Consider the following 14,535-nt stretch of genomic DNA (forward strand, 5'->3'; position numbering starts at 1 on the left):
GGCCCGGTAAGCGCAGCGCCACCGGGCGATGCCATCAGACACGGAGCCGCTTTATTGCCGGGTGGAGGCTACGCCTTACCCGGCCTACCGGGGCCTCTCACACGATCACACCTCGCAGGCCCGGTAAGCGCAGCGCCACCGGGCGATGCTATCAGGCACAGAGCCGCTTTATTGCCGGGTGGCGGCTGCGCCTTACCCGGCCTACAGTGCTTATCCGGCCTGGAACGACTGAACCCGCAGGCCTGTAGAAAAATTTATCCGCTCCGCTATTCCAACCGCCAGCTCAGCACCGGCCAGCCGTATCCGGCACCGGCCGCCTGCAGCTGCGGACAGGGATTGACCAGCCGCACGCGATCCGCATGCAGGCACAGCGGCAGATCGTTAATGGAATCGGTATAGAACGTCACCTCGCCGTCATACTGCGGATGCGCCTCGCGCCACTGCGCCAGACGCGCCACCTTCCCCTGCTGATAGCTGGGGATCCCGGTGATTTCACCGCTGTAGCCGCCGTCGACCATCGCCACGTCAATCCCCAGCGCCTGATCGATCTCCAGCGCGGCGGCCACCGCCTGCACCAGCAGGCTAACCGAGGCGGAGATAATCAGCATCTGCTCTCCCTCGGCCCGCAGACGACGAATGAGCTCCCACGCCTGCGGATAGACCCGGGGCAGGATCGCCTCGCGCACGCAGCGGGCCACCAGCGCGTCAACGTCCGACTTCGGTATTCCGGCCAGCGGCGCCTGGATCAGGGCCACATAATCGGCGATATTCATCTCTCCCCGGTCATAATCCGCCATTAGCCGCGCCTCGCGGGCAAGATACCCCTTCTGCGTCGCCAGCCCTTCGCGAACCATAAACTGGCTCCAGACCGTACTGCTATCGCCCTGTATCAGGGTGTTATCGAGATCAAAAATCGTCAGCGTGTTGCCCATGGTACTTTCCCTTACTGGTCAAAATAAGCTGCCGGGAGCATGCGTAAAAAAGATGACAGGAAAATGAACCGGACGCCGCAGCGCCCGGCTCGCCATCAGCCGGCGCGGACCTTCGCGGTGCGGAACACCAGCACGATCCCGCCGACGATCGCCATCATACCGATCATCGTCGCCGCCGGCAGCCGGTTGCCCAGCAGCAGATAATCCAGCAGCGCCGTGATCGCTGGCACCAGATAAAAGAGGCTGGTGACATTGACGATATTTCCCGCGCTCAGCAGACGGTACAGCAGCAGCTGGGCGACCACCGAAATCAGCAGTCCGAGAAACAGCACCGGAATAATCAACCCGGCGTTAACGGTAAACTGGAAGCAGCTGACCGGGGCAATCAGCAGGCACAGCCCCAGACTAACGGCATACTGCAGCGGCAGGACATCCGCCGGCGCCTGACGGCTGCGCTTTTGCCACAGCGCGCCAAAGGTCATCAGCAGCAGCGCCGCCAGCGCAAACAGGATCCCCACCGTCGCCATCGGCGAGGCCGCCAGGCTGCGCCACACCAATAGCACCAGCCCCGCCAGGGCAAGCAGCAGTCCTGACAGCCGCCGCCCCTGCAGGCGGCGCTCCACCACGCAAAGCGTAAGGATGGGCTGAATCCCCATGATGGTGGCGATAAGTCCCGGCGTCACGCCGTTGGCCATCGCCTCGAAGTAACAGACCGAATAGCCGCCAATCAGCATCAGACCGGTGGCCGCTGTTTGCAGGCGGGTGCCCGGCGCGGGCAGCCAGCGCCGACGGACGATAGCCAGCGGCGCCAGCGCGACCAGGGCAACCAGAAAACGAAAGACCAGCAGCGCCATCGGCGAGGCGTTATCCAGTCCCCAGCGGGTGAAGATGGCCGCGCTGCCCCACAGCAGCACAAAAAGGGCCGTTGTCGCCTGCGAGGCGAGCAGAGAATAGCGAACGTGCATAGCATGCTCCAGAACGTCAAACACAAGGAAGCGTCATACCGGCAGGTAAGCGCCTGCTAAAGACGGCGTTAAGCGCCGAAAACTACCCGGTCTGGAGGGGGAGGCGGTGGGCAGAGCGTGGCGAAGCGATGATGAGGCGCAGACGTCATCCACCCCGCGTCGAAAGCGGCGCCGGGCAAAGTCTCGCTAGAGATGGCGTAATGCGTCATGGAATGCCTCGTGAAATGTTCCTGTCAGCATCCTGGCACAGACCGTTGCGAAGTGACAACTGCCCTTTATGGCTGACCCATCCCGAGGTTGTTTATTTTTAATCGTAAATAAACGTAAAGGCGGCCTCGGCTTATTCAGCCGTGGTTTTTAATCGGCTATAAAACAAAGCAGTCTGCTTGCTACTTCGAAAATAACGATATGAAGCCAAAACTGACGCATGCTCTCTTTTTAATTCCTTTTTTGTTGTTGGCAGGATGCTCCTCCTCACCGAAACAGGCAAAGAACACAAAATCTCATGCGGATATGACCATTGATAGCGGGTCGGACGATCTGATCCCGGTGGTGGCGGCCCTGCATGATCAGATGCACACCTGGCAGGGACCCCCCTATGAATGGGGCGGTACTGAACAAAGCGGCGTCGACTGCTCGGGTTTCGTCTGGCGCACGCTGAAGGATCGCTTTAACCTGCCGATGGAGCGGATCACCACCCGCGAGCTGCTGCACATGGGCGTGCGGGTCAATAAGCGGGATTTACGTCCCGGCGATCTGGTGTTCTTCCGCACCCGGGCCGGGATGCACGTTGGCTTTTACGATACCGATCATAATTTCCTTCACGCCTCGAGCAGCCAGGGCGTGATGCGCTCTTCGCTGGACAACCCTTACTGGGAATCGGCGTTCTATCAGGCGCGTCGTCTGCCGAAGGAGTATAACGCGCAGATCACCATGAACAGCGACACCCTGCATCTGGCGAAGAATCGCCGCTAAAAAAAAGCCGCAGCCAGGGCTGCGGCGGGTGGTTCTGCGGTTAATCAGAACTGGTAGGTCATACCCAGCGCGACGATGTCGTCATCGTTGATGCCGAGTTTGTTATCGCTTTTCAGCTGGTTGATTTTGTAATCCACGAAGGCGTTCATGTTTTTGTTGAAGTAATAGGTCAGGCCCACGTCGATGTAGTTAACCAGATCTTCACTCCCCACCCCTTCGATATCCTTCCCTTTCGACAGCACATAGCCGAGGGACGGACGCAGACCGAAGTCGAACTGATACTGCGCCACCGCTTCAAAGTTCTGCGCTTTGTTGGCAAAGCCGCCGCTGATCGGGGTCATCTTGCGGGTTTCAGAGTACATGGTCGCCAGGTAGATATTGTTGGCGTCATATTTCAGGCCGGTCGCCCAGGCTTCCGCTTTCGAACCCTGGCCGCGGGCCAGCAGGTTCTGATCGTTGGTACGGTCGGAGCTGGTGTAGGCTGCGCTGACGGCGAAGTCGCTGCCGCCGAAATCATAGCTTAACGAGGTGCCGACGCCGTCGCCGTTCTGTTTCTTCGCTTCACGGCCTTCGTTTTTACCCTGGTACTGCAGGGTCAGATCCAGGCCATCCACCAGACCGAAGAAGTCGGTGTTGCGGTAGGTCGCCAGGCCGCTGGCGCGCTTGGTCATAAAGTTATCGGTCTGGGCAGAGGAATCGCCGCCGAATTCCGGGAACATATCGGTCCAGGCTTCCACGTCGTACAGGGCGCCAAGGTTACGACCGTAATCGAAGGAGCCGTAGTTCTTCAGCTTCACGCCGGCGAACGCCAGACGGGTTTTCTGGCTGGAGTCGCTCTCGGTTTTGTTACCGGAGAATTCAGATTCCCAACGGCCATAGCCGGTCAGGTCGTCGTTAATCTGCGTTTCGCCTTTAATACCGAAACGCACGTAGGTCTGATCGCCATCCTTGCTGTCATAGTCGCTGAAATAGTGCATGGCTTTGATCTTGCCGTACACATCCAGCTTGTTCGCGTTCTTATTATAAACTTCCGCTGCCTGCGTCGCTGTTGAAGCCACAAAGCCCATCATCATTAATGCCAGAGTACTCTTTTTCATTATTCAGTCCTGGTGATTTATTTATACGCGCTATTCAATTGCGGGCGCTCGCCCATCAAAAACTGGAGGTTTTTTAACGCCGGGATATTAAATATTTATGACAAGATGGAACTTTTTATAAAAAAGGGTATTTAAATGTATCTGACATATTTTTGTCACATTCCCTCTCCAGAATGCCCGATCCCGCGCAATAAAATGGCGCGCCCGCCGCCCCGGGTGTTGGCAAGCGGGCCGACTCCTGCTACAACATCAGCTCGATATCGATATTCCTTTTGAACGGCAGAGAATCATGAGTGAAAGCCAGACGCTGGTGGTAAAACTGGGCACCAGTGTTTTAACAGGCGGGTCCCGTCGCCTGAACCGCGCCCATATCGTCGAGCTTGTGCGCCAGTGCGCACAGTTGCACGCCATGGGACACCGTATTGTCATCGTGACCTCCGGGGCCATTGCCGCCGGGCGCGAGCACCTTGGTTACCCGGAACTGCCCGCCACCATCGCCTCCAAGCAGCTGCTGGCGGCGGTGGGACAAAGCCGTCTGATCCAGCTGTGGGAACAGCTGTTTTCTATCTATGGCATTCACGTTGGCCAGATGCTGCTGACCCGCGCCGACATGGAAGACAGAGAACGGTTCCTCAACGCCCGCGACACTCTGCGCGCGCTGCTGGATAACAGCATCGTCCCGGTCATTAACGAAAACGACGCCGTCGCTACCGCGGAAATTAAAGTGGGCGATAACGACAATCTCTCCGCGCTGGCCGCGATCCTCGCCGGGGCGGATAAGCTGCTGCTGTTAACCGACCAGCCAGGCCTGTTCACCGCCGACCCGCGCAGCAACCCGCAGGCGGAGCTGATTAAAGACGTCTACGGCATCGACGACGCGCTGCGCGCCATCGCCGGCGATAGCGTCTCCGGACTCGGCACCGGCGGCATGGGCACCAAGCTGCAGGCCGCGGACGTCGCCTGCCGCGCGGGGATTGATACCATCATCGCCGCAGGCAACCGTCCGGACGTCATCGGCCATGCGATGGCAGGCCTGCCGGTAGGTACCTGCTTCCACGCCCAGGAGTCTCCGCTGGAGAACCGTAAGCGCTGGATCTTCGGCGCGCCGCCGGCGGGGGAAATCACCGTCGATGCGGGCGCGACCCAGGCGATCCTCGAAAGAGGCAGCTCGCTGTTGCCAAAAGGGATCAAAATCGTCAGCGGCAACTTCTCCCGCGGCGAAGTGATCCGCATCCGCAATAGCGAAGGACGTGACATCGCTCACGGCGTCAGCCGCTACAACAGCGATGCGCTGCGCCTTATCGCCGGCCAACACTCGCAGCAAATCGATGCCATTCTGGGCTATGAATACGGCCCGGTGGCCGTCCACCGCGATGATATGATCATCCGTTAAGGAGCTGAAAATGCTGGAACAAATGGGCATTGCCGCCAAAGCGGCCTCCTGGCAGCTGGCGTTACTCTCCAGCCGGGAAAAGAATCAGGTACTGGAAAAGATCGCCGATTATCTGGAAGCGCAGACCGACGATATTCTGCGCGCCAACGCGGAAGATTTAGCCGAAGCTCGCGCCAATGGCCTGAGTGAAGCGATGCTCGATCGCCTCGCGCTGACCCCGGCGCGTCTGAGCGGCATCGCCAGCGATGTGCGCCAGGTGTGCAATCTGGCCGATCCGGTCGGCCAGGTGATCGACGGCGGGCTGCTGGACAGCGGTCTACGTATTGAACGTCGCCGCGTCCCGCTGGGGGTGATTGGCGTGATTTATGAAGCGCGTCCCAACGTGACGGTCGACGTCGCCTCCCTGTGCCTGAAAACCGGCAACGCGGCGATCCTGCGCGGCGGGAAAGAGACCTGGCGCACCAACGCCGCCACGGTGAAGGTGATCCAGCAGGCGCTGCAGGAGTGCGGTCTGCCGGCCGCCGCGGTACAGGCTATCGAGAGCCCGGATCGCGCGCTGGTGGGCGAAATGCTGAAGATGGATAAATACATCGATATGCTGATCCCTCGCGGCGGCGCGGGCCTGCACAAGCTGTGCCGTGAACAGTCAACGATCCCGGTGATCACCGGTGGGATTGGCGTGTGCCATATCTTCGTGGATGAAACCGCCGAGATCGCCCCCGCGCTGAAGATCATCGTCAACGCCAAGACCCAGCGGCCGAGCACCTGCAATACCGTGGAAACGCTGCTGGTGCACCGCAACATCGCCGATACCTTCCTGCCGGCGTTGAGCAAGCAGATGGCCGAGAGCGGCGTCACCCTGCACGCCGCCCCTTCCGCCCTCCCCGCGCTGCAAAACGGCCCAGCGAAGGTCGAGCCGGTGAAAGCGGAGCAGTATGACGACGAGTATCTGTCGCTGGATCTGAACGTCAAAGTGGTGGCTGATATGGACGAGGCTATCGCCCATATCCGCGAACATGGCACCCAGCACTCCGACGCCATCCTGACCCGCACCCTGCGTAACGCCAACCGCTTTATCAATGAAGTGGACTCTTCCGCGGTATATGTGAACGCCTCCACGCGCTTCACCGACGGCGGCCAGTTCGGCCTCGGCGCGGAAGTGGCGGTCAGCACCCAGAAGCTGCACGCCCGCGGCCCGATGGGGCTGGAAGCGTTAACCACCTATAAGTGGATTGGTTTCGGCGACGATACCATTCGTGCGTAAATGAGAATGGGCGATGCAAAAATAGGCAGTTGATTCCACTGGCTATTGACGCATCGCCCGCTAAGTTCTAACCTTTTGCCTCGTGATTCACGCTCGTGAACACCTCTTGCAGGGCCGATATAGCTCAGTTGGTAGAGCAGCGCATTCGTAATGCGAAGGTCGTAGGTTCGACTCCTATTATCGGCACCATTAAATCAATAAGTTACGATAAATCCTCTCGTTAATTTCATTAACTATTTCTTTCATGTAAGCACTTTGTAAGCACCCGCGCCGTATGTCAATCAACGCTATTCTGGCGTTTTCCCTACCTCAAATTGTTACCTTATCCATGGTGGTTTAATCCCGTATATCTGGGTAGATTTAACTTTCTCCATTAATAACTGTATAAAAATCAATTAATAAAAAAGTCTACCCATGGTCCAGGGTTTACTCCACCCATGGTTCTCATTGTCTACTCACATCGCTCTCAATACTTCCCAACAGTAAGGAACTCTGAACGATGCCAGACTCATTACAACCTCAAGAAGCATTTGCAACACGCCAGATATTAACAACTAATGAAGCCGCCGACTTCCTAGGGCTGAAACCGCAGACGCTACGTTGCTGGGCGTGCTATGGCAAAGGACCGATAAGCCCAGTAAGAATTGGTAATCGCCTGCGCTGGAGGTTGTCGGACTTAGAGAAACTGGTCAGTAAATGAAACGTTATAGGCAGGGATGGGGATAATTCCCATCCTCTTGCGGATATAAACGTCAGCTCATAACTCGTTATCATTTCTAAACTATTTTCCCAGATTTAATTATGAACAAATTAAATAGGCACGATATCGGGCCGTGGCACGCTCACGCCCAAAAACTACATCAAGGGGAGTCGCCTACGGCTCAAAGAGACTTCCTGGAAGCTATTCATGTAAGCCTATCGCAACATGATGAGTTGGTGAAACGCGTAAAATCGCTGGAGCTTGCATTAGCAGCCATGCAAAACAGAGAGGCCATCCCTGAAGGGATGGCTCCTTTAATCATGCTGGCAACAGAAATAGGGATATCCACCAGCAAGGCAGAAGCATTAGCACAGAACAGTGGCGTAATGATGCTTCGGCAAAAGGCCGGAGTTATTGTCCATGAAGTCAAATTCAGGGAGGCAGCACTGAACGTCATTCGCGAGGCAAAGCGAAAATACGGTAGTAAATACTGGTTCCACCCTCTGATCGGTAAGTTCACCATGACCAGGAGACCTCAAGCATGACAGCAGAGATGCAAATGCAGGAAGTTATGTCTGATGCGCTTTACAGCTGCCTATATCGCTGGGTGAATGGCCATCAGGTTGAACGGGAAGATGCCGAACTGGCGATGAAACAACATCAGGACTCCACTACCCGGTATGGTCAGTTGACAAAGGAACTTTACCGACTAGTGGATAGCAACCAAACTACTTACGAGTGGTTATGCGATAAGGGACTATTGGCAACGGATACCAGAAAACAGCGCGAATATCGCATGGCACTGGTAGCCAATATCATCGGCCCCGACAACCTGAAGGTTCTATTGTGCGACGCCCCCCGGATTAACCGGGTGTTTCCCGCTTCTACAATATTGCCGGATACCTTGTCCACATCGCCTGAAGAATGGTTGAGAATGGCAGTTACCGACCTCTCTCGTATGGGAGCAAGCCAGCGCGGAGAAGTGCTCATGGCACGTTACAACGACGCGTTGGCGATACATGCCGATTCCGATATCGTTCACTGTTATAACGGCGTGGTATGGGGGCCTGTGTCTGATAAAGAGCTACAACGAACAATGGCGCAGATCTTTATTGATGCGAAAACTGCCTATTCGCAGAACGGTATTAAGTCAGCGGTCGAAACCATGAAGTTAAGCCTACCTGTTATGGGGATTACAGCCCGTAATCTCATTGGGTTCAGTAATGGGGTATTTGATACCCGTTCCGCTCAATTTCGTGAGCACAACAAGGATGACTGGCTTCTGATTGCAAGCGAATTACCATTCAGTGCTCAGGTGGAAGGTGAAAGGCTGGATACCCATGCCCCAAACCTCTGGAAATGGTTGAGTCGTTCTGTCGGTAACAACAACCGGAAAGCGGATCGCGTATTAGCGGCGCTGTTTATGGTGCTGGCTAATCGTTACGACTGGCAACTTTTTCTTGAGGTTACTGGTCCTGGGGGTAGTGGTAAGAGCGTTTTCGCGGAAATATGCACAATGCTGGCGGGAAAAGTCAACACGGTTTCAGCTGGTATGAAGGCGCTTGAGGATTCGCGGGATCGTGCGCTGGTGGTTGGTTACTCGCTGATTATCCTGCCAGATATGACGCGTTATGCCGGTGATGGCGCGGGCATCAAGGCGATAACCGGCGGGGACAAGGTATCTATCGATCCGAAACATAAGGCACCGTACTCCACTCGCATCTCTGCGGTAGTACTGGCAGTCAACAATAATGCTATGTCATTTAGCGATCGCAGCGGAGGTATTTCCCGGCGCCGGGTGATTTTCAATTTTTCCGAAGTTGTGCCGGAAAATGAACGTGATCCGATGCTGGTCAAAAAAATAGAAGCCGAGTTGGCGATCGTAATTCGTTATCTACTGTTCAAGTTTGCTGATCAAGATGAAGCAAAGCGGTTACTGTATGAACAACAGAAATCTGAGGAAGCTTTGGTTATTAAACGTGAAGGGGATTCACTGGTGGACTTTTGCGGCTACCTGATAACATCAGTTGTCTGTGACGGCATGTTTATTGGGAACGCTGAAATTATGCCGTCTAACCCACGTCGTTACCTGTACCACGCTTACCTTACCTATATGCGGGCCAATGGGCTTAGCAAGCCGATATCGCTTACCAGGTTCGGTACAGATATGCCGGGAGCAATGGCGGAATATGACAAGACGTACCAGAGGCACAGGACAAAACAAGGATTGCGGTCAAACGTTATGTTGAACGAAGACTCGAAAGAATGGATGCCCTCATGTGACTCGACTCAAAATAAAGTTTATAGGTGAAGTGTTCACCACTATTCATCCTGTTGAAAATCTATTAATAATAGTGAGTTAACGGATGAATATTTTTTATTAACTATTCATTAAATATTCACCTGTTCACCTTATTCCTTATTCCTTATTATCTAATAAGGTGAAGTGTTAAGGTGAACAGTAGTGAAAGCTTGAAGATGAAGCCATCATCACTTAATCCAATGAAAACAAATAAGAAAAATTTAAAGGTGAACAGGTGAGCCTGTCTTTTTAATTTTTATAGCGGAGTTAATGGGATCGACTGCTACAACAATGCAGTGTTGCTGGAGAAAGAGGGCGTGTTCAGAGTTCCGTGTCATTACAGTGTCATCACGCTATTCAGTTGGCTATCAGGTTATGACGCTGAGACATATCTGCCGGGGTATTGAGAGGTATCGGCCAACGATCAGGTGGATTGAGGATAAACTGTTGCATTGAAAATGCGGTGTTTTTCTTGGTACTGATAGCGATGTGTGAGTATCGTAGGTCAAGTGAATCACGCGGTAAATCATGGAAACTTTAGGGGGAGCATAGTGGGGCTATACGAGAAGTGGTGTGACTCAACCAAAGAACAGGAACAGCGCAAGTATTACTGGATCTATGTCGAAAAGGATGGTGGCCGCGACGATATCCGCGATGACCTTGCTGAGATTATCCGTTCCCATTACGACCGACTCGAACGTATCGTCGAGGACGTAAGTCGGCTCGGATACAAGGTAGCCGCAAAAATCCTCAGCGAAGCTATGCCTCAGACGTCCAGAAGTCGCTCAGGCGATCTTGGCGAGATTCTTGCGACAGAGTTGGTTGAGGAAGAGATCGGCCTGCGTGTTCCTGTACGCCGTCTCCGCTATAAGGACGGCCGCAACATGGCTATGCGCGGCGACGACTTTATTGGTGCCGGATATGACGGTAATGGCGAGAAGCTCTGGCTTCTTAAAGGCGAAGCTAAAAGTAACAGGGTGCTGGGTAAAGCTACGGTCACGAGCGCTCGCAAGGTACTCAACCGCGATAATGGTCGTTGCACGCCTGATTCTCTGTTATTTGTTGCCAATAGGCTGTTGGAGAGTCAAGACCCTGATGACAACGAGCTAGGCCGCAGTCTCCGTGACGAAGTAGGCCTGAAGTTGCTTCCCGCCGACCGTATTGATCACATGCTCTTTACTATGTCGGGCAACGGGCCCCACGCGTCACTAAAAAAGGATCTCGATGCCACGAGCACCAATCGAGACCATTACGTCGTGAATATCCATATCGAAGATCACCAGGATTTCATCGCAGCCATGTATCAAGAGGCGGAAGACCTTGGAGACGATTGACGAACTGACCTCATTCCTTGCGGCCGCAACCGCCGATGGCATCCTTAGCCGTCTCCTCTATCGTGGTACGGCTTGGTCGTTGATGCGCAGGGAAGGCGTACTACCACCGAATGCGCCGCAGTTCGGCGCGACAATCGAAACCGATCTTGCTGAACATGGCTTCGCCCTGCTGCGGGGCGCGATGGCCCTGCGTGCTCAGGCTGGGGCTTCGAATCTGACGAGTAAGGCATTCGAACGCGCAGCCAATGCTTTCGAGGCTCTTATTCGCAATGGTGATCCAGAGGCTCCAGGCCGCGGGTTCCACCGCACTATCGCCGCCGCGGCCTATCACTTGGCTGGCTTTTCTGCCGTCGCTTATTCGCTTTTCAACGAGATGTCACAGGATCTCAATGCATCACCGGGTGAGATGGCTATTCGACATCTAATCCTGCGCGATCTAGGCCAATTACGCACTTTTGTTCGCGGGTGGTTGGACGACGAGACTCACGACGATGAACAGATTGCCGAAGTGCTACGGGGAGAAAACGGGGACATTGATGAGGTGTTAGCGACCATCCTCAATACTACAATCTGCAGAGCCTTGGCCCATTTTGACTTCGCACTCGAGACAGGTGAATCTGAGCCGATTGAGAAAGCACGGGCACTGCTCGCCGTAGCGGTTAGTCTGGCAGATAATTCGGAGAATGTTCCTTTGTGGTGGATCTCGAACCTCTGTCGCCACCTGATTGATGACCTTTGGCAGCATTCGCTACATCAGAATCTGCCGACCGAGCCGCCAGAGGGGGCAGAGGACAAATACCCAGACCTGCGTCAACTGTTTATCTCGTCGCTCTATGCGCGCAAGACTTCCGAGGTGGAGCTATGGCCGTCTCAATTGGAAACGGCCCAGCGTTCCACGGACCTCACCGACGATTTGGTCGTCGCTTTGCCGACCAGCGCAGGCAAGACGCGGGTGGCCGAGATTGCCGTGCTGATGACTTTGTCTTCAGAACGGCGGGTGTTGATCGTCACGCCATTGCGTGCTTTGTCCGCCCAGACCGAGCGATCCTTCAGAAAGACCTTCGCGCCCCTCGGTTTTAGTGTTTCCTCGCTTTACGGTGCCAGCGGCCTTTCAACTGGCGATGAAGATGCCCTGCGTTCCCGCGAAATCGTCATCGCAACACCAGAGAAGCTCGACTTCGCCCTGCGAAGTGACCCATCCCTGATCGATGATGTCGGTCTGATCGTCCTCGATGAAGGGCACATGATCGGCCCGAGCGAGCGCGAAATCCGCTACGAAACGTTAGTGCAACGTCTGCTTCGACGCGCGGATGCGGGCGAACGTCGGATTGTTTGTCTCTCCGCTATTCTGCCGAGTGGCGACGAACTCGATGATCTCACCGCATGGATACGCTCCGACGAACCGGGTGAACCTGTGCGTTCCGACTGGCGCCCCACACGGCAGAGGTTTGGCGCGCTAATATGGAGGGGCGAGGATGCGCTGCTCCGGCTTGACCTCGATGACAATGGTCCGTTCCTCGACCAATTCGTCGTACGAAAACCGGCGCGGGGTCGGGAGAGGAAGCCCTATCCGCGCAAGAATTCGCATCTCGCCTTGTTCGTGGCGTGGGAATTCGCTGGACAGGGCAAGCGAACCCTGATCTTTTCCACCCAAGCAAATTGGGTCGAGAGCTACGGCAAACAGGTAGTGGACCTATGTAGGCGTGGCTATCTGGACTCGCTGTTGGGGGATAATGCGTTGATCGCACGCGCTTTGGAGGTCGGTAAGGAATGGTTGGGCGAAGACCATCCCGCCGTTGCCTGCTTGAGGGTCGGTGTCGCAATCCACCACGGGCGGCTGCCGAGCCCGTTCCTGCGTGAGGTGGAAGTTTTACTATCAGAGGGGGTGCTGAAGGTCATCGTCGCGTCGCCGACACTGTCGCAGGGACTCAATCTCAACGCCGCTGTCTTGTTAGTACCAACATTATATCGTGCATCTGAGAAGATTAAAGGCGAGGAATTCGCGAATGTGGCCGGGCGCGCTGGTCGCGCCTTCGTGGACGTCGAGGGCCTCATCGTCCATGTAATGTTCGACAAGATAAATTGGCGAAAGGAAGAATGGAGAGAGCTGGTCGTCTCTGCGAAGGCCCGCACACTGAAGAGCGGACTCATCCAGATTGTCGCCGAGATCCTTGTTCGGCTGTCTCGCGAAGGTGTCCTAGGTCGAGATGATGCTTGGGAATACCTCGCCAACGCCCGTGAGGCTTGGCGATCTCCCGTAGAAGAAACCGCTGTCGCTGAACGCCTAGCTGCTGGGGGCGAATACGAAGCTGGTGACGACGATGAAGGCGCTGATAGCGATGATGATAAGGAAGAAACCATTGACGAGGAGCCGCTCTCGCAGATCGTCGAACGTCTCGATGCAACCGTGTTCGGTCTGCTCGAGGCGCTTGATGCTGATCGCAACGACCTTCCAAAACTCTTGGATGACGCACTCAGAGGCTCACTTTGGGCCCGTCAGATCGCCCGCGAGGATGAGGACGTAATCCCACTGCATAAGAAGGTGTTTGAAGCGCGTGCCGCTCTCATCTGGAAGACCACCACGGCTCAGGCGCGACGGGGGCATTTTGCCATGGGCGTTGGACTTGAGGCTGGTCTCACCATTGACGCCATGGCTGACGAGTTAGCTGATCTCCTCGATCGTGCCGACGCTGCTGCGTTGAACGGTGACGTCAACGAACTTGTCGAAACCCTCGGTGGCCTTGGTGAACGTCTGCTGTTCATGAGACCCTTTGTTCCCGACAATGCGAACGCGCTGCCGACGAATTGGAAGGCCATCCTACGTAGTTGGGTGTCTGGCGAAGATGTTGTTAACATCGGACCGCAGAACATGCGGGTCGTTGAAGAGGCTTTCACCTATCGTTTGGTTTGGGCATTAGAAGCTGTCCGTGTCCGACGAATGTCTCTCGGCTGGTCGCCGGAAACGGTGGTTGGTGGCGCGGCAGCAGTTGTTGAAACAGGCGTCCCGCAATTCATGATGGCGATGTTGATCCGTGCAGGCCTTCCATCACGGCGCGCGGCTATGGCAGCGATCAAGTGTGCCAATCCTGTATTTGTAACTCCTTTTGAGATGCGAGCTTGGCTTGAATCCGACGAGATTACGGCCTATACCGTCGCAGGCGACTGGCCAACACCTGACACGGCCTCGCTATGGGCACATTTCCGAACCGAAGCCCTCAGAGCAGGCATTCAAAAATGGTCTGTTGAACATTATAAGCGTCTGCTTGATACCGAGACTGCCCCTATTGCTGGTCTTTATCGGATCGTCACTGACGAGGGGGACGGACGGACTTGGCTGGCGACGCCAGACTATTCGCGGATTGCCGCATTCAAAAAGTCGGCGGTTGACCCCAAGCCCAGCCTGTTCTCGGGCCGCGTGCCCGGCAACACCAGGCTGGTGGACGTATTGCGAATTGGCCGCGGAAAGCTCCGCTGGCCACCTGCTGATGCATAATACTGGAAGGAAAGTATGTTCTAACTGAGGGTAATAGCCCAGAATCACGTCCCTTTGTTAGAGGAAGAAAATGTATTACC

11 protein-coding genes and 1 tRNA gene are annotated in these 14,535 nt (G+C 55.4%); 9 read left to right on the forward strand and 3 right to left on the reverse strand.

From position 1 onward, the window contains the following. Positions 1–266: 266 nt before the first annotated feature. Together HMPREF3140_RS21560 and HMPREF3140_RS21565 are read right to left on the reverse strand one after the other, a co-directional pair. Positions 267–932: an HAD family hydrolase gene (locus HMPREF3140_RS21560; RefSeq protein ID WP_004177299.1), complete on the reverse strand. Its 666-nt coding sequence runs from the start codon at positions 930–932 to the stop codon at positions 267–269. A 95-nt stretch (positions 933–1,027) separates the two neighbouring features. Next, positions 1,028–1,897 carry a DMT family transporter gene (locus tag HMPREF3140_RS21565; RefSeq protein ID WP_032410880.1) on the reverse strand — a complete coding sequence of 290 codons (870 nt, stop codon included), beginning with the start codon at positions 1,895–1,897 and terminating at the stop codon, positions 1,028–1,030. A gap of 408 nt (positions 1,898–2,305) precedes the next feature. On the opposite strand from HMPREF3140_RS21565, the gene HMPREF3140_RS21570 reads away from it, so the two are divergent. Next, complete coding sequence (locus HMPREF3140_RS21570; RefSeq protein WP_070553097.1) at positions 2,306–2,872, forward strand: NlpC/P60 family protein; 567 nt, start codon at positions 2,306–2,308, stop codon at positions 2,870–2,872. Between the two features lie 44 nt (positions 2,873–2,916). Here the strand turns inward: HMPREF3140_RS21570 and phoE are convergent, their stop codons facing one another. Further along, positions 2,917–3,969 carry a phosphoporin PhoE gene (gene phoE, locus HMPREF3140_RS21575; RefSeq protein ID WP_004144576.1) on the reverse strand — a complete coding sequence of 351 codons (1,053 nt, stop codon included), beginning with the start codon at positions 3,967–3,969 and terminating at the stop codon, positions 2,917–2,919. A 289-nt stretch (positions 3,970–4,258) separates the two neighbouring features. On the opposite strand from phoE, the gene proB reads away from it, so the two are divergent. The 8 genes from proB to HMPREF3140_RS21615 all read left to right on the forward strand — a co-directional run bounded on the left by proB (position 4,259) and on the right by HMPREF3140_RS21615 (position 14,455). Then, positions 4,259–5,362 carry a glutamate 5-kinase gene (proB, locus tag HMPREF3140_RS21585; protein WP_004144574.1) on the forward strand — a complete coding sequence of 368 codons (1,104 nt, stop codon included), beginning with the start codon at positions 4,259–4,261 and terminating at the stop codon, positions 5,360–5,362. A gap of 10 nt (positions 5,363–5,372) precedes the next feature. Then, a complete protein-coding gene (gene proA, locus HMPREF3140_RS21590; RefSeq protein ID WP_004147253.1) occupies positions 5,373–6,626 on the forward strand; it encodes a glutamate-5-semialdehyde dehydrogenase in 1,254 nt (417 codons plus the stop codon). Between the two features lie 113 nt (positions 6,627–6,739). Further along, positions 6,740–6,815: transfer RNA gene (locus HMPREF3140_RS21595), tRNA-Thr, on the forward strand. A 310-nt stretch (positions 6,816–7,125) separates the two neighbouring features. Beyond that, positions 7,126–7,326 carry a helix-turn-helix domain-containing protein gene (locus tag HMPREF3140_RS29680; RefSeq protein WP_071604873.1) on the forward strand — a complete coding sequence of 67 codons (201 nt, stop codon included), beginning with the start codon at positions 7,126–7,128 and terminating at the stop codon, positions 7,324–7,326. Between the two features lie 275 nt (positions 7,327–7,601). Then, a complete protein-coding gene (locus tag HMPREF3140_RS21600; protein WP_223178539.1) occupies positions 7,602–7,871 on the forward strand; it encodes a hypothetical protein in 270 nt (89 codons plus the stop codon). Then, on the forward strand, positions 7,868–9,637 hold the full coding sequence (locus HMPREF3140_RS21605) for a DNA primase family protein (protein ID WP_020323953.1): 1,770 nt from the start codon (positions 7,868–7,870) through the stop codon (positions 9,635–9,637). The genes HMPREF3140_RS21600 and HMPREF3140_RS21605 overlap by 4 nt, the downstream gene beginning before the upstream one ends. A gap of 542 nt (positions 9,638–10,179) precedes the next feature. After that, on the forward strand, positions 10,180–10,962 hold the full coding sequence (locus HMPREF3140_RS21610) for a HamA C-terminal domain-containing protein (RefSeq protein ID WP_020323947.1): 783 nt from the start codon (positions 10,180–10,182) through the stop codon (positions 10,960–10,962). Continuing rightward, complete coding sequence (locus tag HMPREF3140_RS21615; RefSeq protein WP_070553098.1) at positions 10,949–14,455, forward strand: DEAD/DEAH box helicase; 3,507 nt, start codon at positions 10,949–10,951, stop codon at positions 14,453–14,455. The genes HMPREF3140_RS21610 and HMPREF3140_RS21615 overlap by 14 nt, the downstream gene beginning before the upstream one ends. The last annotated feature ends 80 nt before the right edge of the window (positions 14,456–14,535 follow it).

The sequence above is a fragment of the Klebsiella sp. HMSC16A12 genome (assembly GCF_001808265.1).
In the GTDB taxonomy this organism is placed as follows: domain Bacteria; phylum Pseudomonadota; class Gammaproteobacteria; order Enterobacterales; family Enterobacteriaceae; genus Klebsiella; species Klebsiella pneumoniae.